The organism is Puia dinghuensis (genome assembly GCF_014642875.1).
Lineage (GTDB): Bacteria > Bacteroidota > Bacteroidia > Chitinophagales > Chitinophagaceae > Puia > Puia dinghuensis.
The window spans coordinates 805,142-827,808 of record NZ_BMJC01000003.1 but is presented as its reverse complement, the minus strand read 5'-3'; the positions used below and the strand labels follow the sequence as shown (position 1 = coordinate 827,808).

Annotated in this window: 20 protein-coding genes and 1 tRNA gene; 11 read left to right on the top strand and 10 right to left on the bottom strand. The window is 52.2% G+C overall.

The window, feature by feature from the left end:
- Positions 1–4 precede the first annotated feature (4 nt).
- Positions 5–1,780: a RecQ family ATP-dependent DNA helicase gene (locus IEY39_RS16685; RefSeq protein WP_188933548.1), complete on the top strand. Its 1,776-nt coding sequence runs from the start codon at positions 5–7 to the stop codon at positions 1,778–1,780.
- A 455-nt stretch (positions 1,781–2,235) separates the two neighbouring features.
- On the opposite strand, the gene IEY39_RS16680 is transcribed toward IEY39_RS16685, so the two are convergent.
- The 3 genes from IEY39_RS16680 to IEY39_RS16670 form a co-directional block, all read right to left on the bottom strand.
- A complete protein-coding gene (locus IEY39_RS16680) occupies positions 2,236–2,775 on the bottom strand; it encodes a DUF2335 domain-containing protein (RefSeq protein WP_188933546.1) in 540 nt (179 codons plus the stop codon).
- 305 nt (positions 2,776–3,080) lie between these two features.
- Entirely contained in the window at positions 3,081–4,127 is a 1,047-nt protein-coding gene (lpxD, locus tag IEY39_RS16675) for a UDP-3-O-(3-hydroxymyristoyl)glucosamine N-acyltransferase (RefSeq protein WP_188933544.1), read from the bottom strand.
- A 28-nt stretch (positions 4,128–4,155) separates the two neighbouring features.
- The gene (locus IEY39_RS16670; protein ID WP_188933542.1) at positions 4,156–5,376 is read right to left on the bottom strand and encodes an HD domain-containing protein; all 1,221 of its coding nucleotides are present in this window, start codon (positions 5,374–5,376) and stop codon (positions 4,156–4,158) included.
- Between the two features lie 83 nt (positions 5,377–5,459).
- Here IEY39_RS16670 and porX point away from each other — a divergent pair, with 83 nt between their 5' ends.
- From porX to IEY39_RS16645, 5 genes are all read left to right on the top strand, one after another.
- A complete protein-coding gene (porX, locus tag IEY39_RS16665; RefSeq protein ID WP_188933540.1) occupies positions 5,460–7,022 on the top strand; it encodes a T9SS response regulator signal transducer PorX in 1,563 nt (520 codons plus the stop codon).
- 129 nt (positions 7,023–7,151) lie between these two features.
- Positions 7,152–7,430 carry a hypothetical protein gene (locus IEY39_RS16660; RefSeq protein ID WP_188933538.1) on the top strand — a complete coding sequence of 93 codons (279 nt, stop codon included), beginning with the start codon at positions 7,152–7,154 and terminating at the stop codon, positions 7,428–7,430.
- 86 nt (positions 7,431–7,516) lie between these two features.
- Positions 7,517–8,233 carry an MBL fold metallo-hydrolase gene (locus IEY39_RS16655; protein WP_188933536.1) on the top strand — a complete coding sequence of 239 codons (717 nt, stop codon included), beginning with the start codon at positions 7,517–7,519 and terminating at the stop codon, positions 8,231–8,233.
- 95 nt (positions 8,234–8,328) lie between these two features.
- The gene (locus tag IEY39_RS16650; protein ID WP_188933534.1) at positions 8,329–9,012 is read left to right on the top strand and encodes an outer membrane beta-barrel protein; all 684 of its coding nucleotides are present in this window, start codon (positions 8,329–8,331) and stop codon (positions 9,010–9,012) included.
- 279 nt (positions 9,013–9,291) lie between these two features.
- Positions 9,292–10,434, top strand: coding sequence for an acyl-CoA dehydrogenase family protein (locus IEY39_RS16645; RefSeq protein WP_188933532.1), 1,143 nt, complete (start codon positions 9,292–9,294; stop codon positions 10,432–10,434).
- Between the two features lie 51 nt (positions 10,435–10,485).
- Here the strand turns inward: IEY39_RS16645 and IEY39_RS16640 are convergent, their stop codons facing one another.
- The 5 genes from IEY39_RS16640 to tig all read right to left on the bottom strand — a co-directional run bounded on the left by IEY39_RS16640 (position 10,486) and on the right by tig (position 14,905).
- Entirely contained in the window at positions 10,486–10,659 is a 174-nt protein-coding gene (locus IEY39_RS16640; protein WP_188933530.1) for a hypothetical protein, read from the bottom strand.
- The gene (clpX, locus tag IEY39_RS16635; protein WP_188933528.1) at positions 10,659–11,894 is read right to left on the bottom strand and encodes an ATP-dependent Clp protease ATP-binding subunit ClpX; all 1,236 of its coding nucleotides are present in this window, start codon (positions 11,892–11,894) and stop codon (positions 10,659–10,661) included. The genes IEY39_RS16640 and clpX overlap by 1 nt, the downstream gene beginning before the upstream one ends.
- A 106-nt stretch (positions 11,895–12,000) precedes the next feature.
- The gene (locus IEY39_RS16630; protein WP_188933526.1) at positions 12,001–12,639 is read right to left on the bottom strand and encodes a ClpP family protease; all 639 of its coding nucleotides are present in this window, start codon (positions 12,637–12,639) and stop codon (positions 12,001–12,003) included.
- 50 nt (positions 12,640–12,689) lie between these two features.
- The gene (locus IEY39_RS16625) at positions 12,690–13,382 is read right to left on the bottom strand and encodes a ClpP family protease (protein ID WP_188933525.1); all 693 of its coding nucleotides are present in this window, start codon (positions 13,380–13,382) and stop codon (positions 12,690–12,692) included.
- Between the two features lie 143 nt (positions 13,383–13,525).
- The gene (gene tig, locus IEY39_RS16620) at positions 13,526–14,905 is read right to left on the bottom strand and encodes a trigger factor (protein WP_188933523.1); all 1,380 of its coding nucleotides are present in this window, start codon (positions 14,903–14,905) and stop codon (positions 13,526–13,528) included.
- 80 nt (positions 14,906–14,985) lie between these two features.
- Between tig and IEY39_RS16615 the strand changes: the two genes are divergently transcribed.
- Complete coding sequence (locus tag IEY39_RS16615; protein ID WP_188933521.1) at positions 14,986–15,696, top strand: hypothetical protein; 711 nt, start codon at positions 14,986–14,988, stop codon at positions 15,694–15,696.
- A gap of 11 nt (positions 15,697–15,707) precedes the next feature.
- Here the strand turns inward: IEY39_RS16615 and IEY39_RS16610 are convergent.
- Positions 15,708–15,789 (bottom strand) — tRNA-Leu (locus IEY39_RS16610).
- Between the two features lie 81 nt (positions 15,790–15,870).
- Here IEY39_RS16610 and IEY39_RS16605 point away from each other — a divergent pair.
- The 4 genes from IEY39_RS16605 (at position 15,871) to IEY39_RS16590 (ending at position 21,397) form a co-directional block, all read left to right on the top strand.
- On the top strand, positions 15,871–18,120 hold the full coding sequence (locus IEY39_RS16605; RefSeq protein ID WP_188933519.1) for a RelA/SpoT family protein: 2,250 nt from the start codon (positions 15,871–15,873) through the stop codon (positions 18,118–18,120).
- Positions 18,121–18,179: 59 nt separating this feature from the next.
- Positions 18,180–19,445: an adenylosuccinate synthase gene (locus IEY39_RS16600; RefSeq protein WP_188933517.1), complete on the top strand. Its 1,266-nt coding sequence runs from the start codon at positions 18,180–18,182 to the stop codon at positions 19,443–19,445.
- 92 nt (positions 19,446–19,537) lie between these two features.
- On the top strand, positions 19,538–19,999 hold the full coding sequence (locus tag IEY39_RS16595) for a hypothetical protein (protein ID WP_188933515.1): 462 nt from the start codon (positions 19,538–19,540) through the stop codon (positions 19,997–19,999).
- 99 nt (positions 20,000–20,098) lie between these two features.
- Positions 20,099–21,397, top strand: coding sequence for an anthranilate synthase component I family protein (locus IEY39_RS16590; protein WP_229688945.1), 1,299 nt, complete (start codon positions 20,099–20,101; stop codon positions 21,395–21,397).
- A 61-nt stretch (positions 21,398–21,458) separates the two neighbouring features.
- On the opposite strand, the gene IEY39_RS16585 is transcribed toward IEY39_RS16590, so the two are convergent.
- Positions 21,459–22,526, bottom strand: coding sequence for a lytic transglycosylase domain-containing protein (locus IEY39_RS16585; RefSeq protein ID WP_188933512.1), 1,068 nt, complete (start codon positions 22,524–22,526; stop codon positions 21,459–21,461).
- Between the last annotated feature and the right edge of the window lie 141 nt (positions 22,527–22,667).

Sequence of the window (22,667 nt, the reverse complement as noted above, 5' to 3'; positions counted from 1 at the left end):
GACTATGCCTCACCGTCTGCCAATACCTTCGTCCGCCGACCTGCTGTCCCTGTTGCGCAATTACTGGCCTCATAAAGCCTTCCGGCCGCAACAGGAAGAGATCATCCATTCTGTGCTGGAAGGCGTCGACACCATTGCCCTCCTTCCCACGGGGGGCGGCAAATCCCTTTGTTACCAGCTGCCGGCCCTTGCCCGCCCTGGTCTCTGCCTGGTGATAAGCCCCCTCGTCGCGCTGATGAAAGACCAGAGCGACAGCCTCCGCCGCCGGAATATTACGGCCTTCGCCCTGCATGCCGGGATGAACCGTAAAGAGGTGACGAGTACCCTTCAGCTGGCGGCAGGCAGCAACTGCAAGCTGCTCTTTGTCTCGCCCGAACGCCTGGAGAACCCCCTCTTCATCGAGTACCTCCCCGCGCTGAATATAAGCCTCATCGCCGTCGACGAAGCGCATTGCGTCTCCCAATGGGGATATGATTTCCGCCCCCCATATCTGCGCATCGCCGCCCTGCGGGAACATCTGCCGGATATCCCCATTCTTGCCCTCACCGCGTCCGCCACTCCGGAGGTGCTGCAGGACATCGGTGACAAATTGCAGCTGAAGGACGCCCGGATCTTCCGCCAGCCGTTTGCCCGGCCTAATCTTTCGTACAGCTTTTTTAAAGTGGAGAACAAGGTGACCAAGATCACGGAGATCCTCAACAGGGTTGCGGGCAGCAGCATCGTCTATTGCAAGACCCGTCAGGCTACCCGGGAAATAAGCGAGTGGCTTGTCCGCCAGGGGATCCCCGCCGCCGCCTACCACGCCGGACTCCCACAGGAAGAAAGATCACAGCGACAAGACGACTGGTTGAAAGATCGCTTTCGCGTCATGGTTAGCACCAACGCTTTTGGGATGGGCATCGACAAGGCCGGTGTCCGCACCGTCATCCATGCCGATGTACCGGAGTCGGTGGAGAATTATTACCAGGAAGCCGGTCGCGCCGGGCGGGATGGTGAAAAAGCCTATGCCGTCCTGCTCGCCGATTCCACTGAAGCCGGCAGACTCGAAAACCTGCCCGACAACCGCTTCCCACCCATCGACCAGATCCGTCCCATTTACCAGCATATCGTCAACTATCTACAGCTGCCTGCGGGTTCCGGCGAGGGACAATACTATGATTTCGACCTGACAGCCTTCACCACCCGGTTCAACCAAACCACCACGGCCGTCGTCAATGTGTTGAAAGTGCTGGAACAGGAAGGCTTGCTCAGCTTCCAGCAACAGGTCTTTTTGCCGGCAAGAGTACAATTTGTTACGGGGAAGGAAGGACTCTATGATTTCGAGCAGGCGCATCCGGAGTTGGAAACGCTGATCAACACCTTGCTGCGCACCTATGAAGGAATTTTTGACATGCCCGTGCCGATTCGCGAAAAGCAGCTAGCCTGGAATACCCGTAAAGAGCCTGCCCAGATCACCACCGAACTGACCCGGCTGCAAGCCTTCCGCATCATCGACTATACGCCGGCAAAGGAATCGCCGCAGTTATATTTCTTTCGAAACCGCCCGGCGGCGGAAGAGCTGTATATCCAACCGGTAAGTTACAGGGAAAGGAAGGAGCGATATGCAACCCGCATCCGCGCGATGATGCGTTATTTAGGCCTCGCGGAAGAATGCCGAAGTCGTTATCTGGCGAACTATTTCGGCGACAAGGAGATCAATGACTGTGAGATATGTGACAATTGTTTGCGCCGTCGTTCGAAGCTTTCTTCACAAAATAGCCCCTCGCGCCCCCGACGCTGATAAACTCCCTTATCTTTTTGCGATGGGTTTGGGTAATGACTGACCATGCTTCTGGCCGGGCAGCCTTCCTGAAATCCTTTGCTTCCGGAAGAGACCAGGCGAGAGGCTCAATACTATTTAGGAATACAGCAGGGAAAGAGGCTGTATTCGGGAATGGAAATTCCAGCTGAATATACTGACACGTATTAGTTCTTGATGATTTGCGCCTTTTCATAAAAGATAGGGTTGCAGCTCACCCGCTCTCTGCTTGGAGGCTCAGCGATGGCCCGACGTAAGAGAGACAGACATGAGCCCAACCCTAACTTTTTAGGAAATGGGCTCCCGTCTTCCTACGTCCTTGGGAATTTCGCTGATTTCCAAGCGGAAGTAGGGATAAATAGTTTGTGGTACTACGAAGATAAGTGAAAAATGGGCTAAAAAGACCGCAGCGTGAATAAAAAATTTTAAGTTTTTCTTTAATCCTCTTGAGAGGAAGCTCCGCCTTTTAAATTGCTTTTTTGAGATGCCTTGCCGGTAACGAATACCGCTACCAATGCTACCAGATCTACGCCGCCCAATATTGTACCGGCGATATCATGGCCATTGTAGACGAGAAAGCCGGATATTAATATTACTATTATGGCTATAGCAAAACCATATCGTTGTCCATCCCTGCTTTGTTTGGTTTGCCCCTCGACCACACATTTCTCCATAGCCTTTCTGTGCTCACTTTGACTAACCGTCATATTGATAATCTGGGCCGCCGCTCCCGGCACTATTTCGTTCATCTGCCTGAGAATATCCGGCGGTGGGAGAGGTCCGCTGAAATGCGTCACTGAGGTTTCTTCTTCAAATTCTCCGATCTCACTCATCATTGCCGCAATGATCCGGTCCCGCTGAGGCTGAGATAATCCTTCGAGAGATTCCAGAATTTTTGGAGGAAGGTCGGGTTTGCCATCATCCGCGTAGTCGCGCGGTGCCACGGGAAAGTTTTCTTCCAGAGGGGGAATTGACATGGATATTTAGGTTTACCCGGATAGATTCCGTGGCCTCCCACATGTCTTTCCCAACAATCTCCCAATCGGAAGCCAGAGCGCGGGCATCTGCTGATCTGGGGTTTTCGGTATAGTTGTGAGTATAGAAATTACCCCAAATATTGAAAATAGTCGCAATTCCACTAAGGGTAGGACTCTTAGAAAATAACCGGCGTTTATATGATTTTCTTACGGCCATCATCTTAAAGTTATGAATTATGTTCGAATTCGACCCTGATATTTTTTATCTCCAATCGAATATGTCCGACTGATAGGGAATGGGCGCTTTACACCTTCTCCGCCAGCAACTGCCTGATCTGCTCTTCCAGCTCTTTTAGCCGCTTTTCCATCTCGGGTAGATTGCGGCTAATGGCCTGACTGCGCAAGGCGCTCGTATAATCGTAGGCCGGCGTACCGGTAACGGCCCCACCTGGTGACTTGATCGATTTGGTGACCCCGCTCTGGGCATTGATCTTGGCTCCATCGGCAATCTGCAGATGCCCGACAATACCGGCCTGCCCACCGATCATCACCCCGTTGCCGATCCTGGTGCTGCCGCTGATGCCGGCCTGCGCGGCGATAACGGTATGATGACCCACATCCACATTATGCGCCACCTGGATCAGGTTGTCCAGTTTGGCGCCCTTCCGGATAATGGTGGAGCCCATCGTTGCCCGATCGATAGCAGCGTTCACGCCTATTTCTACAAAGTCTTCGATCTCCACATTGCCGATCTGCGGAACCTTTTGGAATGTCCCGTCAGCCTGTGGAGCGAATCCAAAACCATCGCCGCCGATGACCGTACCCGCATGTATCGTCACATTTTTACCAATAACACAGTCATGATAGATCTTCACCCCCGGATGCAATATGGTATTGTCACCGATGCGAACATTCTTGCCAAGGTAGACCTGCGGATGGATCTTTACATTGTTGCCGAGGACCACTCCTTCGCCGACATAAGCAAAAGCACCTATAAAGACCTTCTCGCCGATTGTCGCCGTCGTCGCGATATAGGATGGCTCCTGGATACCCGATAGCTGCTGCGCCTCTATTTCCTGGTATTTGGTCAACAGGCTCGCAAACGCCGAATAGGCATCGGCCACCCGGATAAGAGTAGACTTCACCGGCTGCTTCAATTCCAGTGTCTCGTTGACAATGACCACCGAAGCCCCCGTCGTATATAAATGCTCTTCATATTTGGGATTGGCCAGAAAGGCAAGCTGACCCGCGCCGGCTACTTCTATCTTTCCAAAAGAGCCTACGGCGGCATTGGCATCTCCTTCTATCTTACCATTGATCAGCAGGGCGATTTGTGCGGCAGAGAATTGCATAATTAGTGGTTTTTCAATTGCTCCATCATTAGATGTCGATGTTCAAATGACAAATATAAAATTTTTTAACGGTGCTTGCCAGGGTGTGTTGGATGAGCGCGTTGTCCACCTCCGAAATATCCTTTACGGACCCATCCCGGAAAAGAATATTGATCTTCTCATCCTTCGAGTTGTAGGTCGTATTGACGGCCTCTCCTGTAAAAACAAAATATCGTGCCTCCTCCTCGGAAATGCCCAGCTGTCCCGCCAGCTTCTTTCTCTCCCCCCTTACGTAGTTTTCATCCACGGGAGTTGCCTGGAATCTAACTTTAAGCAGCCGGCGGTCGATCAGGCTCCGGGACAACAGCGACAGCACCACATCGGAATGGGACATCCAGCGCTTGATGGCACCCATGACATCATAATCATCCAACAGGCAGAATTTATCCAAATTGCCCACTACATCCGGCTCCTTCTCCTGCAGGAAAAAGTCCAGCACGGGCGAAGAAGCGGGTACCGCAAAACCCTGTTCCACCAGTTGCCGGGCCCTTTCCAGGATCCTGACCAGCATCTTCTCGGCGCTGACCACGGTTTTATGCAGATAGACCTGCCAATACATCAACCGGCGGGCGACAAGGAATTTTTCTATCGAATAGATGGCTTTCTCTTCTACCATCAGCTCTCCGCCATGTACGGTCAGCATCTTCAGTATCCGGTCGTAACCGATGACTCCTTCGGAAACCCCGGTAAAAAAGCTGTCCCGGGTGAGATAATCCATCCGATCCATATCCAGCTGCCCTGATACCAATTGATGAAGGAACCGTTTGGGATAAACCCCCGTGAAAATGTTGATGGCCATCTCCAGCTGCCCATCGAGTTCCTCATTCAGCACCTTCATGATAAGCAGGGACAAGGCTTCGTGATGAACACCGCGTATCAACACATTCTCCAGCGCGTGCGAAAAAGGGCCATGGCCGATATCATGAAGCAAAATCGCAATCTTTACGCCAAGCGCTTCTTCCTCGCTGATGGGAAACCCTTTCCGTTGCAGTTCGCTCACGGCGCTTCCCATCAGGTGATACGCGCCAAGCGAATGGTGCAGCCGGGTATGTACCGCACCCGGATAGACAAGATGCGCAAAAGCCATTTGGTTTATCCGTCGCAACCGTTGATAATACGGATGCGCTGCAATGTTCAGCAACACCGGGTGATCCAGGGTAATAAAGCCATACACCGGGTCATTGATTATCTTGCGCGATAATTGGGCCATTCCTGTTTCTATTTTGTTAAAAACGGTGGGAAGAATCGTCAAATGTAGTTAAAATTGGCCAGGAGTTTGTAGTTTGTGCGTATATGCCATTAGCAAGAATACTATGGGTTGACGACGAGATCGAAAGCCTCCACTCCCAAATCCTGTTCCTGGAGACCAAAGGTTATGAAGTCAAAGCTCTTACGAATGGCTTCGATGCCATCGACTTCGTAAAGGAAAACCCTATCGACGTTGTCCTGGTCGACGAGACGATGCCCGGCATCACCGGTCTCGAAACCCTCGCCAAGATAAAAGAAGTCAATCAGCAAACACCTGTCGTACTCATCACCAAGAACGAGACGGAAAATTTGATGGATGATGCCATCGGCAGCCAGATCACCGACTATCTCATCAAACCCGTCAATCCCAACCAGGTGCTGCTCAGCCTCAAAAAGATCATCGACAATAAAAGACTCGTGGCGGAGAAGACCACAACGGCCTATCAGCAGCAGTTCCGCAATCTCTTCATGGCGCTCAACAGCAATCCGGATTATAACGAATGGATGGACATCTATAAAAAGCTTGTCTACTGGGAGCTGGAAATGGAGAAGTCTGACAGCCCCGAAATGCGGGAAGTGCTGCAGACCCAGAAACAGGAGGCCAACACGGAATTTTTTAAGTTCGTATCGAAGCATTACGCGGGCTGGGTTCACCCCAAATCGTCGGAAAGCCCCATCATGTCGCATTCCCTTTTTCAATTCAAGGTTCTTCCCCATGTCGAAAAAGGCGTGCCCACATTCTTTATTTTGTTAGACAACCTGCGCATCGATCAGTGGAAGGCCATCCAACCCATCTTCGGCGAAAGCTTTCGAATCCTGGAAGAAGACAGTTTCTACAGCATCCTGCCGACGGCTACCCAATACAGCCGCAATGCCATCTTCTCCGGCCTGATGCCTATCGACATCGAAAAGCAATTCCCCCAGCAGTGGAAAAACGATGATGAAGAGGGGGGCAAGAACCTCTACGAAGAAGAATTCTTCCGCGCGCAGCTCAAGCGGCTAAGGAAAGACAACCTCAAATTCTCCTATACGAAAGTGCTCAACTACCAGGCCGGACAAGATCTGGTAGCCAATGTCCACAACCTGCTGAATAACGATCTCAACATCATCGTCTACAACTTTGTCGACATGCTCAGCCATGCCCGCACCGAAATGGAAGTGCTCAAAGAGCTGGCCAGCGACGAGATCAGCTATCGCAGCATTACGGCATCCTGGTTCGAACACTCCCCCCTGCATGCCGCGCTGAAAAAGATCGCCGACAAAAAGATCAACCTCATCCTGGCCACCGATCATGGCAGCGTGCGGGTGAAAACACCCTATAAGGTCATCGGCGACAAACAGACAACTACCAATCTGCGTTATAAACACGGCCGCAACCTGAATTATGAGGCAAAAGAGGTACTTGCCTTCCGCGATCCGAAAGAAGCCGGTCTGCCCGTGCCTACGGTCAATTCCTCCTTTATTTTCGCCCGTGGTGACGGTTTCCTCTGTTATCCCAATAATTACAATTATTATGTCAACTATTACCGCAATACCTTCCAGCATGGCGGCGTCAGCCTGGAAGAAATGATCATTCCCGTGATTCGGATGACCACCAAAGGTGCCTGATTTCCACATCTCGTGGATAAAATCGGCCTGCCCGATTCCCCTCGCCCGCCCCGGAGACGTTATTAAGTTGTAACTTTACATACCAAGCCGCTGGAAGCGGCTCGACCGTAAGGTCAGACATAATGCAGTATGAAGTATACACAAACTACACTCGACAAGATAGAACGCATCCTGGATGAGACAGAATACATCGTACGCTACGAACGGGGCAACTTCCAGAGCGGCTACTGTATCCTCGAACAGAAGAAAGTCGTAGTGCTGAATAAGTTCCTCCAACTGGAAGGCCGCATCAGCACCCTCATCGATATTGTCCCTCAATTGAAGATAACACCTGATGACCTCAGCCCCGAGGTCCGTAAAATATATGAGGAAGTGCTCGTCGCGGCGCACCAGGTGAGCGAGGGGTAGTAGTAGTTTTTTCTTAACTTCACTGCGTGAACACCCCGTCATTAAAAATCACTTTCCTTGGTACGGGCACAAGTACAGGCGTTCCCATGGTCGCATGTCCCTGTGAAGTATGCGCTTCCACCGATGCAAAAGACAAAAGACTCCGCTCGAGCATCCTCGTTCAGTCTCCTACCACCACCATCGTCGTCGACACCACACCCGACTTCCGCTACCAGATGCTGCGGGAGGAGGTGCGCCGCCTTGATGCCGTCCTCTTCACCCACCCGCATAAAGATCATCTGGCAGGATTGGATGACGTCAGGGCGTATAATTTTTTTCAGCACAAGGCCATGGACCTCTATGCCAACGAAATGACCCAGGAGTCCATCGTAAGGGAATTCCCTTACGCCTTCGCGGATATGAAGTATCCCGGCATTCCCGATCTCCGGCTCAATCGCATCGACAAAGACCCGTTTACCATCGGTGACATCACCATCGTTCCCATCCAGGTATGGCATATGAAGATGCCCGTTCTTGGATTCCGCTTCGGCAGCTTCACCTACATCACCGATGCCAATCGCATCGACGAGAGCGAACGCGAAAAGGTGAGGGGCAGCGAACAGATCGTCCTCAACGCTCTTCGGCATGAAAAACACCTCTCGCATTTTTCTCTTACCGAAGCCATCGCGGAAGTGCGTCAGCTAGGCGTTCCAAAAGCCTGGTTCACGCATGTCAGCCATCAGTTGGGCAAGCATGAAGATGTCACCCCCACTCTCCCGCCGGGAATGCACCTGGCCTATGATGGCCTTACGCTTCATGCTTAGCATTTCTTTAACAATCGTTAATGGGATGTGAGTCGCCTATTTCCGTTAAACCTTATCGGCAATGACGTGTCTATAGTCTGCATAAACTCGGAAGTATGAGAAGAATAATCCTGCTCCTACCGGCTATCTTTCTCTTGTCGGCGCGCACTTTTGCTCAAACCTCGGTAGAGCTGATCCCTACCGCCGGATATACCTTCGCCAGCCGGACGGATTTCTATGATACCTATGGCCGCATTGCCGATGGATTAAGCTATGGCGGTTCCATAAAATTCAACGTCAACCGCAGCTTTGGCATTGAAGTCCTTTATAGTCACATGAATACGACTTCCGACCTCTATTCCGCCTACGACGGCAGCTGGCTCCAGGGAGGCAATCTCCAACTCGATTATATTCTTGCCGGACCGGTAGAATCTTTCACCATCCCCAACTCCACCGTCAGGCCCTTCGTCGGCGCCCTGCTTGGTGCAGCCATCCTGACACCGGACGCCAATTCGGGCTTTTCCAGCGATACCCGTTTTGCAGTGGGCTTCCAGCTGGGTACGAATATCTACATCTCACCCCGCGTGGGTATCCAGCTAAAAGCGCAACTCCTGTCCCCCGTTGACGGCGCAGGCGGCGGCTTCTACTTCAGCAATTACGGCAGCGGCGGCGGCATCGACACGTACTCTTCCATCTACCAGTTCTCGCTCAGCGGCGGGCTCATCATCGGCCTCGGCCGTGTGCTCCCAGAACAGATCTTTCGCCCGCACCCAAGGCGCCGCTACTACCGGTATTATTAATCGTTCTTAATCCATACCTCAGGGCCCTGCCGTTATCTAATGTCTGCCCTTCGGGCGAAGGGCCTCCGGCCCTTCCGGTGGGGCTTTTTTTTCTCATCTTAACTAACATTCGTTAGTTTTTATGAAAAAAACGTCTTATCTTGCAAGTAGATTAGTCTTCCGAGACGCTTTTCTGATAATGATTGTTTGCCAGTGTTTACCCGGCAATAGCCCCGTCGGTTGTTGCCGGGTTCTTTTAGCGAACCGGAGGTTCGCTACGGAGAAAGTTAAAACCGCCACATGGAATTCGCAACAGATGAACTTACCCAGCAAGTTGGCCGCACGGCCCGGGATTTCGCAACTCAGTATATCAAACCCTATGTAACGGAATGGGACGAACACCAGACCTTCCCGCACGACGTCTTCAAAGAATTGGGACGCCTTGGCATGATGGGGGTTGTCGTTCCCGAAGAATACGGCGGTTCCGGCCTGTCCTACCTCGAATATGTAACCATCATCCGGGAGATTGCGGCGGTTTGCGGCGGCATCGGGCTTAGCCTTGCTGCCCACAACTCCCTTTGCACCGGTCACATCCTTGCCTTTGGCAACGAAGTTCAAAAGAAGAAATACCTGCCCCGCCTGGCCTCTGGCGAGGCTCTTGGCGCCTGGGGACTCACCGAAGCGAATACCGGCAGCGACGCGGGTAACATGCGCTGTACTGCCGTAAAAGATGGGGAGGAATGGGTGATCAATGGCACAAAGAACTGGATAACCCATGGCATCAGCGGCGATATCGCCGTTGTAGTGACACGCACCGGCGAGCCCCGCACCCGCAACAACGCTACCGCCTTCGTCGTCGAAAGAGGAACACCCGGGTTCAGTGGCGGAAAAAAAGAGAACAAACTGGGGATGCGCGCCAGTGAGACGGCCGAGATGATCTTTGACAACTGCCGCGTCTCCGATGCCCACCGCCTCGGCGAAGTAGGGGATGGCTTTCGTCAGGCCCTCGCGGTACTGGATGGCGGCCGTATCTCCATCGCTGCCCTCTCCATCGGCATCGCAAAAGGCGCCCTCGATGCAGCCCTGCAATACAGTAAAGAAAGACACCAGTTCGACCAGCCCATCGCCAACTTCCAGGGCATTTCCTTCAAGCTGGCCGATATGATGACCGAACTCACGGCAGCCGAATTGCTCACCTTCCAGGCAGCCGACCGGAAGAACAGACATCTGCCCGTTACCCGCGAGGCCGCCATGGCGAAATATTACGCCAGCGAGGTCGCGGTACGCGTCGCCACGGAAGCCGTCCAGATCTTTGGCGGCTATGGCTATACAAAGGATTTTCCCGTTGAAAAATTCTATCGCGACAGCAAGCTCTGCACCATCGGCGAAGGCACCAGCGAGATACAGAAGATCGTCATCGCCCGCGAAGTACTGAAAGCCTGATGGCTGTCTGCCCGGTCCAAGGCCTCGCAGCCGGGCTGGACGGAGCCCGGCCTAGGGCATAAAATCCTCTTCCGTCTTTGGCCCATACTTATCAAAAAGTTTGTCGATGGCTCCGGAAAAAAGGGGGAATTTCTCTTTTGTGAAGTTTTTGATGACTTCGATGGCTTTATAGGCCTGGTCTTCGGTGAGTCCTTCGGACTTCAGCCGGTCGATCAATTCTTGCATCAGGCAACTTTTAGGAGATTCATTTTGCTCTTATCGAACTTCTTCTGCGCATATTCGAGGTCGAGATGAAACTTGTCCGCTTTTGTTGATGGCAGCTCGAACATCGCGTCGGTGAGGATACTTTCACAAATGCTCCGCAGGCCCCGGGCCCCCAATTTGTATTCCACCGCCTTGTCCACCATAAAGTCAAGCACTTCGATGTCGAAGCTGAGCTGGATACCTTCCAGCTCGAATAACTTCTTATACTGACGGATCAGCGAATTCTTTGGCTCGGTGAGAATACTACGCAGGGTGGTCTTGTCCAGCGGATCGAGATGCGTCACCACCGGCAGCCGTCCCAGCAATTCCGGGATGAGACCGAATGACTTCAGGTCGGGCGCATTCACGTATTGAAGCAGGTTCTTCTTCGCGGCTTCCTGCTGTTCTTTATTGACATTGAACCCGATGGCGTTGGTATTGATGCGGCGCGCGATTATCTTGTCCACCCCGTCAAAGGCCCCGCCACAGATGAAGAGGATGTTTTGGGTATTTATCTTGATCAGCTTTTGCTCGGGATGCTTCCGGCCACCCTGGGGCGGAACAAGCACATCCGTACCTTCCAACAGCTTTAACAGCCCCTGTTGCACACCTTCACCGCTGACGTCACGGGTGATGGAAGGATTATCTCCTTTTCTTGCGATCTTATCTATCTCATCGATGTAGACGATGCCCCTTTCCGCGGCGGCGACGTCATAATTACAAACCTGCAGGAGCCTGGTCAGGATGCTTTCCACATCTTCCCCGACATAACCGGCTTCGGTGAATACGGTGGCGTCTACAATGGCGAATGGAACGTTCAATAACCGGGCGATCGTCTTGGCCAGGAGCGTCTTGCCTGTACCCGTCTCACCCACCATGATGATATTGCTCTTTTCGATCTCTACTTCATTCTCCACCACTTTCTGCTGGAGGCGCTTGTAGTGGTTGTACACAGCGACGGACAACACTTTCTTGGCGTCATCCTGGCCGATAACATATTCATCCAGGATACGCTTTATCTCGATGGGTTTCTTGACGGTGAGTTTGAACGAACTGCTGCCGGCCGAATCTTCGCGGATCATCAACTCCTGCTGGATGATCTCTTGGGCATGCTCAACGCAGTTTTCACAGATATGCCCTTCCTGCCCGGCTATGAGGATCTTTACCTCGTCTCTATTACGCCCACAGAAAGAACAGTGCAGAGTATTTTTTGCCATATACAAATTTACCCAACTTATTGGATTATTACAGTGTGGTGGAAAAAACAGTCCCGCACATTCGACGGGACTGTTTGTCTAAAATATTATTAATCAACAGGTTGAGCTATATCTTCTCAAAAATATGGTCCACGATACCATATTCTATCGCCTCTTTTGCGTCCATCCAGTAATCCCGGTCGAAGTCCTTCATCACCTGCTCGAACTTTTTGCCGCAATTTTCGGCTAAGATCCTGGCGCTGATATCTTTTACCCTTCTTGTCTGCTTGGCCGTGATCTCCAGGTCGACGCTCACCCCCTGCATATATCCTCCCAGGCTGGGCTGGTGGATCATGATCTCGGACAGGGGATAGACAAAACGGCGGCCTTTTTCCCCGCCACTGAGCAGGATCGACCCCATGGAGGCCGCCAGACCCATACAGATCGTACTGACGGGACTTTTCAGCATCTTCATGGTATCATAGATGATAAAACCGGAGGTAACGACCCCGCCGGGGCTGTTGATAAAGAATTTGATCTCTTCGCCGGGCTTGTCGGCATCCAGCAGCCGCAGCTTGGTGACCACTTCTTTCGCGGATTTATCGTCTACGGGTCCCCACAATTCTATGGTCCGGGTTTCGAAGAAATATTTCTCCATTTTCTTGGCCAGCATACCCAGATCTGCCTTATCGTCTTTAGGGGGTTCCTTTTCATCGGGCTCGTCGTCCAGGCGCATAGGGTTCATCAAATATTTGGAATAGTTCATGATCAATGTTTTTTATAATAGGTTTGAAATTGTTTGCGTGGGGAAGAAGGCTACTCCCTGGTCTCTTTCCGGGGATTGAGCAGCAGCACTTCGTCTACAAGACCGTAGTCCTTGGCTTCCTGTGCCGTAAGCCAATAGTCGCGATCGCTGTCCTTCTCCACCTGCTTGGCCGTTTTGCCGGTGTGGAAAGCGGTGATCTCATACAGCTCTTTCCGCAATTTCTTGATCTCGTTGACGGTGATCTCGATATCGGTCGTCTGTCCGCCGATGGCTCCACTGGGCTGATGCATCATCACCCGGCTATGTTTGAGGGCCGTGCGTTTGCCCTTTGTGCCGGCGCACATCAGCACCTGACCCATCGAAGCAGCCATGCCGATGCAGATGGTAGCTACGTCAGGAGTCACATACTGCATGGTGTCATAGACGCCGAGACCGGAATAGACGCTGCCGCCAGGGCAGTTGATATACATCTGGATATCCCTGTGGCGATCGGTGCTGTCGAGGAAAAGCAGCTGGGCCGTGACGATATTGGCCACTTCTTCATTGATGGGGTAGCCAAGGAAAATGATCCGGTCCATCATCAGACGGCTATAGACGTCCATGACGGCCACGTTCATAGGCCTTTCTTCAATAATGTTGGGGGTAAGATTGGTGACAACGTATTTGTTGTAGTCGTTTAATGTGTTACTGGAAATACCACGGTGTTTCACAGCATATTTCTCGAATTCGTTTGCAGGATTCATAATTTGTCTATTGTTTCAATTATGTAAACTAATCTAAACTTCCTTCCAAATCTCCGTCCAAACTTCGAAATTGCCAAAAAACTGACAGTTTAGCAGTTTAACCCACAAAAAAACCCGGTCGCAGACCGGGCTTTAAAGATTTTTTAGTGGTGATGATGTTGATGTTCCTCCACCAAATGCTGGAATTCGTCCTTGCTTATCGGCTTATCCGTCGGGTGGATCTGCGTTTCCGCCCAATTAAACACTTTTTCGGTCTGGATACGGTGAACGGTATCCTCTACGAATTTCCGGTCCTGCATCATCCGCTGTACATAATCGGCTACCCAGGGCTGCTCTTCGCCACCGGCGGGCATCCCCATATAACCGAAAAGCTGTTGCTTCGCAAACGCCCTTATATCCTCGGGGTCCACTTCGATGGAATTATCGTTAACCACCTTGTCCACGATGAGCGTCCACTTCAGCTGGTTGGCAAAGGAGGGAAACTCCTGTTCTACTTCGGCCTGTGATTTGGGTTTTTCACCGCTGGTCTGCATCCAGCGTTTGAGGAAGTCTTCCGGGAATTCAATCTTCGTCTGATCGAGCAACACATGATACAGGGTATGCTGCAGCTGGTTGCGGCTCTGACCATCCCAGTAAGCCTGGATATCATCTTTCACGGCGTCACGGAAAGCCGCTTCGGTGGCGATCTCCTTGCCAGGGTAGGCGGTCTTGAAGAATTCCTCGTTGAGTTCGGGTTTCTCGATCAGCCCGATCTTGGTGATGGTTACCTTGAAATATTTATCAGCGCCGGCGGCATCATCCTTGTCCAGACCCAGGTCGTTTAACACCCACTCTCTTTCCTTCGCTTCAAAAGCCTGTGAGGGCTGCAGCACGAGGAAATCGCCTTTCTTCAACCCCATCCATTTCGGCCGGGTGGCTTCATTAAAATATTTTACCAGCAGGGAGTTGTCTTTCTGGATGCCGCCTTCGACGGGCTGTCCTTCGGCATCCGACTCCGTGAATTGAATGTTCAGTACATTCTCGTCGCTGCCGACGGTCTCCACGTCGGTCATTTTCCCATTACGGTTGCGCAGGCGCTCCACCTCTTCATCGATCATTTCGGGGGTAACATCCACCTTCAGCCGGGTCAGCTTGGCCGAGCCCAGATCAGCCAGGGCAAAGGCCGGTTTCAGCCCGATCTCGAAAGCAAAGGAGTAGTCGGCAGGGTTATTAAAGTCTATCTGCCGGGAATCATTGTCCGGCAGGGGCAGCGGCTGAGCGAAGATCTCCAGCTTCTCATTCGACATATAGGTGGTGAGCTCTTTTTCCACCGTCTTCAGCACCTCATCCGTAAAGACTGAGCTGCCATACATCTTCTTGATGAGGCCGGACGGTACCATCCCTTTCCGGAATCCGGGGATGTTTGCCTGTTTGCTATATTGTTTCAGAGATTTCTCGAAAGAAGGTAGATAATCGCCTTTAGAAACATTGACGGTGATCTTGTCCGTCAGGAGTCCGATATTCTCTCTTGTTACGGTTGCCATATATCTTTATGTTATTTAAATCGGGGGGCAAAGGTACGCCTTTTTTTGCTAATTTGTCCCATTAGTCATAACCTTATACCATGGAACAACTTACCCGCCAGCTCAGGCTCCTGCGACGCTATGTCGCCGTCCTGACCGTAGTCCTCATTGGCTGTATCATTGCCATTATTTTCCTTGCGCGCCACGGCTACCAGTTTGGAGAACTGACGGCCCAGCGCATCAACATCGTCGAACCCGACGGCCGCCTCGCCCTGGTGATCAGCGACCACGCCAGACAGCATCCCGGCCGGATTGACGGTAAAGACATCCCACCCCGCGACCGGCCGGCGGGTCTCATCTATTTCAACGAAGAAGGCGACGAATGCGGCGGTTACTCCTGGGATGGCAACAAGACCTTTAATAGCATGTCCCTTACGGCCGACCAGTATAAGAACGACCAGATCATGGCGCTTGATTATGAGGACGATCGTGGCGCTACGCCCTCCCGCCTGTATGGCTTCCGGCTATGGGATCGCAGCGACAGCTTCACCCTCGGCAAGCAGCTGGCTTACATCGACTCCCTCCGCCGCCTCCATGACACTTCCGCCTACCGTGCAGGCATGGGTTTCCTCCAAAAGCAGGTAGTCGACCGCCTCTTCCTCGGCCGGACCCCGGACGGCAGCACCGGGCTCTTCCTGCGCGACGACAAAGGCATCCCCCGCCTGCGGATTTATATCAGCAAACAAAATGAACCCGTTATCGAGACGTTAAATGAAAAGGGGGAAGTGGTTCACTCGGCCGTAAACCATTGAGTATTAACTTGTGCGGGCGATAGGAGTCGAACCTACATGCCTTGCGGCGCCAGATCCTAAGTCTGGTGCGTCTGCCAATTTCGCCACGCCCGCGACACTATGTCCATCACCGGATGGTCCTCCGGAAAAGTGTGCAAAGCTAGGGCTTTTTTTGTAATTTAGTAAGGTATGGACATGGAAACAGTAGCTGCAATACCGAAATACAATCTTACGGAAGACCAGGAGAAGAAACTTATCCTACGCGAGTACCGGGCCTTGTTGCGTTCGCTGAAGACCAAACTGAAATTGGGCGACAAAGAACTCATCCGCCGGGCGTTCGAAATGGCTGCCGAAGCGCATAAAACCATGCGCCGCAAGAGTGGTGAGCCCTATATTCTTCACCCCCTGGCCGTCGCCAGAATCTGCTCTGAAGAGATCGGATTGGGCGTCAGGTCTACCATTTGCGCCCTCCTCCACGATACGGTGGAAGACACCGACATCACCCTCGAAGACATCGAACGGGAGTTCAGCGGGGAGATTGCCCGTATTGTCGATGGATTGACGAAGATCTCCAATGTGGTGGACGTGAATGCGTCCCGTCAGGCCGAGAATTTTAAGAAAATACTGCTCACGCTCACCGATGACCCCAGGGTCATCCTGATAAAACTGGCCGACCGCCTGCACAACATGCGGACGCTGGACAGCATGAAGCGGGAGAAACAGCTGAAGATCGCCTCGGAGACCGTCTATGTCTATGCCCCCCTCGCACACCGTATGGGCCTCTATACCATCAAGACCGAGCTGGAAGACCTGGCGATGAAATACCTCGAACCCGAGGAATACCGGGAAATAGCCCGCAAACTGGCGGAGACCAAACGCGAACGCTCCCGTTATATAAACGAATTTATAAAGCCGCTGAAAGACAAACTGGACAACGCAGGCGGTCTCGACTTCGATATCTATGGCCGTCCCAAAAGCATCCATTCCATCTGGAACAAGATGCGCAAGAAAGGCGTGGCCTTTGAAGAGGTGTACGATCTCTTTGCCATCCGGGTCATCCTGAATTCTCCGCCCGAAAAAGAAAAAGAGGATTGCTGGAAGGTGTATTCCATGGTCACTGATGAGTACAATCCTTCACCCGAACGGCTGCGGGACTGGCTCAGCAACCCCAAATCCAACGGGTATGAAGCCCTGCATACAACCGTGATGGGCCCGCAGGGAAAATGGGTGGAGGTGCAGATACGATCGAAAAGGATGAACGAGATCGCCGAGAAAGGCCTTGCCGCCCACTGGAAATACAAGGAAGGCGCTGCCGATGAAAGCCGCTTTGACAAATGGTTCCAGCAGATAAGGGAGGTGCTCAACACCCAGGATAACGACTCCATCGATTTCCTGCAGGATTTCAAGACCAGCTTCCTGGCGGAAGAGATCTATGTATATACGCCAAAAGGGGATGTCAAGATGCTGCCCGTCGGTTCGACGGCCCTCGACTTTGCCTTTTCCATCCACAGCGCCATCGGGGTGCAGTGCATCGGCGCCAAGGTAAACCATAAGCTGGTGCCCATCAGTCATAAACTGCGCAGTGGCGACCAGGTGGAGATCATTACATCCGGAAAGCAAAAGCCCAATGAGGACTGGCTGTCCATCGTCGTCACGGCCAAGGCCAAGAGCAAGATAAAGGACGCCCTCAAGGAAGAGAAGAGAAAGATTGCCGACGAAGGGAAATACATCGTCCAACGCCGGCTCGAGCATTTTGGCGCCGCCTACAACCAGCACAACATCGATGTCCTGACGACTTTCTATAAGTTGTCTTCTTCGCTCGATTTCTTTTATCAGGTGTCGGTTCGCAATATTGACTTGAAGGAATTGAAGGAATTTCAGGTATTGGGGGACAGGCTCGAGCCGCCGAAGCCAATAAAACCTACTGTCGACGTGCGGCAGGGCGATCAGCAGGCGCCAGCCGCCGTGCCCCGCAAGGATACCGAACTGATCATCTTCGGGGAGAGCAGCGACCGCATCGTCTATACCCTGGCCAATTGCTGTAAACCCATACCCGGCGACGACGTCTTCGGGTTCGTTTCCGTCGGCAAGGGCCTCACCATACATAGGACCAACTGCCCCAATGCTGCCAAGCTCATGGCCAACTATGGCCACCGCGTCGTTAAGACGAAATGGGCCAAAAACAAAGAGATCTCGTTTCTCACCGGTATCCGCATCGTGGGTATGGATGACGTAGGCGTTATCAATAAGATCACCAACCTCATATCCGGGGAGCTAAAGCTCAATATCAATGCGCTTACCATCGAGGCGAAAGATGGACTCTTTGAAGGCAATATCCGCATCTATGTACACGACAAGGAAGAGCTCGAAGAGCTGGTCTTGAGGCTAAAGCAGCTCAACGGCATCAACACGGTCGTCCGATATGATGCGGAAACCTCATCATAAATCAGGTTTTTTGAAAAGACTGACTTCACCTATTTTTGCCGCTTCAAACAAGTTAGTTAATGGTTGATGTAATCTTAGGCCTCCAATGGGGAGATGAAGGAAAAGGAAAGATAGTGGACTATTTCGCGCCCAGCTACGACCTGATAGCCCGCTTCCAGGGCGGCCCGAATGCAGGCCACACGCTCTACGTAAAAGACAAGAAGATCGTCCTGCACCAGATACCCTCGGGCATCTTTCACGAAAAGACCATGAACCTCATCGGTAATGGTGTCGTTCTCGATCCCGTCACGCTCAAGCGGGAATGTGAGTCCGTAGCCGGCTTTGGCGTAGACTACCGCAAAAACCTGTACATTTCCCAACGCGCCCATCTTATCCTGCCTACCCATCGTGCGCTTGACAAGGCTTCAGAAATGTCAAAAGGACAGGAAAAGATCGGCAGCACCCTGAAAGGCATCGGACCGGCTTACATGGACAAAACGGGAAGAAATGGCCTTAGAGTGGGCGATCTGCTGGACAAAAGCTTTACCACCCAGTATATAAAGCTCCGGCTGAAACACCAAAAGCTGCTCGACAGCTTCAATTTCCATGAAGACCTCTCGGAATGGGAAGAAGAATTCTTCGAAGCGTTGGAATTCATGCGGCAATTCAAGATCGTCAATGGGGAATATTTCATCAATGACAAGATCTCCCAGGGGAAGAAGGTGCTGGCGGAAGGCGCCCAGGGCAGCATGCTCGACGTCGACTTCGGAACCTTTCCCTTTGTCACTTCCTCCAATACCATCTCCGCGGGTGTCTGCACTGGTCTCGGCGTCGCGCCGCAGCAGATACGTGACGTCATCGGCGTCAGTAAAGCGTACTGTACCCGGGTCGGCGGCGGACCATTCCCAACCGAGCTGGAAGACGCTACCGGCGAGGAGTTGCGGAAAGTGGGCAACGAATTCGGCGCCACAACGGGCCGGCCGCGCCGCTGCGGCTGGATCGATGGGGTTGCCTTGAAATTCGCCTGTATGATCAATGGAGTCACCAAGATCGTCATGACGAAGGCCGACGTCCTGGACGCTTTTTCCGAGTTGAAAATATGCACCGCCTATAAGGTCAACGGCGAGACAACCAACGAGATACCTTTCCAGATGAACAGGGTGAAGATCGAGCCCCAGTGGCAGTCTTTTGCGGGCTGGAACACGGATATCACCGCCGTCAAGAAATATGACAAGCTGCCTGAAAAGATGCGCGAATACGTGCAATTCATTAACAAATACCTGGGTGTGAAGATTGCCTATATTTCCAACGGTCCGGGCCGGGATCAACTGATTGAGAACTTATAATATCCATCCGAAAAATTGGATAAAAATTAATTTTAAAAAAATTTGGCGGATTAAAAACTTCGCTGAAAATTTACATAACAATCTTATTAGAAATGGCACCAAAATCTGATAAGGAGGGAAAGGGTTCAAAGAAATCCGCGCCTCAGACACCAAAGGAAACCCCTGAGAAACCATCTCCGAAAGCCAAGAAGCCTTCGGATGATGATGATGATGACGATGTGGAAGACGATGATGATGCGTCAAAAGCTGCGTCAAGGAAACCTGCATCCAAAGCTGCACCAAAATCCAAAAAAGAGGATGATGATGACGACGATGATGACGGAGAAGATTATGATGAAGTAGACGAGTGGGAAAAGGTTGAGGAAGAAGAAGAGTGGGATCCTGACTTCGATGAATTCGATATTCCCAAATCCAAGACCAAGAAAAGCACGGGCGGCAACACCTCCAAAAAAACAGCCAAGGGTGATGAGGATGATCTTGGTCTCGATGACGATTTTAAAGACCTTGATCTTTTCAATGACAGCGGATTTGAGGAAGAAGAAGATGACTTTTAACAGGTGAAAAGGACCTACCTTTCATTCCCCGTTACGGATCAGGAATATATTAAGCGACAAATGTTGACATGGGCCACCCCATTCAACATTTGTTGTTTTTTGGATAACCACTCTTACAAGACTCCGGCGCCTGTTTTTGAATGTTTGCTTGCCGCCGGCGCCGTCGATACTTTCACCGCCTCTGCAGGGAATGCGTTTGCCGGGTTAAAGCAATGGGCTGCCGGCCGCCAGGACTGGCTCTTTGGTCATTTTGCCTACGACCTCGCGGCAGAAACCGAACCTGCCGCTGGCGAACCTGCTGTCGGCGAATCTGCCGCAACCTCCGCGACTGACCCCATCGGTTTTCCCGATCTCTTCTTCTTCGTCCCCGAGGTCACCATCCAATTACAAACAAACAATATCCTCATCGGCTGCCTGCATTCCGATCCCGCATCCATCTGGCAGGCGATCAGCCAGACCACACCGGCTCCCGCCATGCCCGCTGCAGCCTCCGGTTCAGCGCCCGCTGTAGCGTCCGGTTCATCATCGTCCGCCACCCCCGTTGTATTCACCCCGCGCATCGCCCGCGACGAATATCTTTCTACTATTGACGCTCTGCGCAGGCATATCCTGCGTGGAGATTGCTATGAGATCAACTTCTGCCAGGAATTTTTTGCCCAGCCTGCGGACATCGATCCGTATGCTGTCTGGCGGTCGCTGAGCAATGCTTCCCCCAATCCTTTTGCCGCCTTCTACCGGATCGACCAGCGTTTTCTGCTCTGCGCCAGTCCCGAGCGTTTCCTGAAAAAGACGGGGAATGATCTTTTTTCCCAACCGATAAAAGGAACGGCGCCACGGGTAAAGCAGGACCCTGCGGCCGACAGGCGTCAGCGAGATGCGCTTTTTCAAAGTGCGAAAGACCGCGCCGAGAATGTCATGGTCGTCGATCTCGTCCGCAACGATCTTTCCCGCATCTGCCGGCCTGGCTCCGTCAGGGTAAGTGAGCTCTTTGGAATTTATACTTTTCCCCAGGTGTACCAGATGATCTCCACCGTGACAGGGGAAATGCTCCCTGGTCTTGACTGGACTGACGCCATTCGGAGCAGCTTCCCGATGGGGTCGATGACGGGTGCGCCAAAGAACAGGGTAGTACAGCTGATCCGCCGGTACGAGCGTTCGCGTCGCGGGCTTTTTTCAGGCGCCGTCGGCTATGTCACGCCGGAGGGTGATTTCGACTTTAATGTCGTTATCCGCAGCCTCCTTTACAACCGGGGAAGCCGGTATCTTTCCTACCAGGTAGGTTCGGGGATCACTTTTTACAGTGATCCGGAGGCTGAATACGAGGAATGTCTCGTAAAGGCCGAAGGCATCCGCAAAGCGATGGGGGATAGTGCCGGGAATGCGCTCGGGGAAAAATAGCGCATTCCCGGCACAAGCGCTAATGTCTGTCCTTGCGGACAAGCCGCTACCGCGGCTTTGGTTATTTGACGGCGACGCTTTCGGTCGTATCGTTCTCCGACAGCAGCTGCACCGACTCGTTGAGGATCTCGTACTTGTTGGATAGGAAGAGATCCATTTTATCGGTGGGCAGCTTAAGATCATAGCTGTTGTTGGCGCTGGCCATGATCTTGTCGAAATCCGGGTTATAGCGGTCGAAACCGGCCTTGTCCATCAGGATATATTTGGCGATCACCGAGGAGTGGTATTTTCCCGAAACGGCGATGGTCCGGGAGTTGGTCAGCTCCTGGGCGCTGAGGTTGCGGTAGAAGACATACATGGCCGAACCCGACAGTTGTTCGATGGCCTCTGCTTTGGTCAGTGTCGTCACGCTACCCTGTCCTTCGAACATGTATTGGGTGCCGATGAACTTCTTTACGTGATTCCGGGATTCGGTAGGGAGGTAGCTCTGCAGGTCCCAGAAATTGCGGCTCCCGCTGCGATGGATGGCGCGGTAGACGTTGACCGTGCCCGTGTTATAGGCGGCGATCACCAGGAGCCAGTCACCCAGTTCGTTGTACAGGTCGCGCAGATAAGCGGCGGCGGCCACGGTGCTTTTGTAGTAATTCTTCCGTTCGTCCACGTTCTGGTTAACTTTCAATCCCAGGTCGCGGGCCGTTTGCGGCATCAGTTGCCAGGGGCCTTTGGCGCCCACTTTGGAGACGGCGGAGGACTTAAGGTTGGACTCCACCACTGCCAGGTATTTTAGCTCCCTGGGAAGGCCATACCGGACGAGCACTGATTCGATGAGGTTGAAATAGGGTTTGCCATAGCTGCGGACGCTTTGCAGCTCTTCCCAGTTTTCTTTCATGTAGTCCTGGATAAAGGACAGCGCTTTTGGGTTGAGGCGCACGCCATTGGTCCCTCCGACGGAAGTAGCGGTAAAGAGGGTCTGGAAGACCGTATTTTCTGATTGGGAATTGGTAACCAGAGAGTTATTTGCTGAGGGAACACCCCCCTTGACGATAAGGTTCGTGTCAACATTTGTAGGGTATACCCATCCCGAACCGATGATGGTCACGCCCAACAATAAAAGCCTTTTGTTGTACATTTTTTGTCCAACTTTTAAAGATAGTAAACAGCCATTATCGGCGTCTACAATCTTTCATAGGAGCGGAATAACACTGGGAGATTGCAACGTAGCCATCAACCAAAAAAGGAAAAGTCAATCAGCTTCACATCTCTCAGCCAC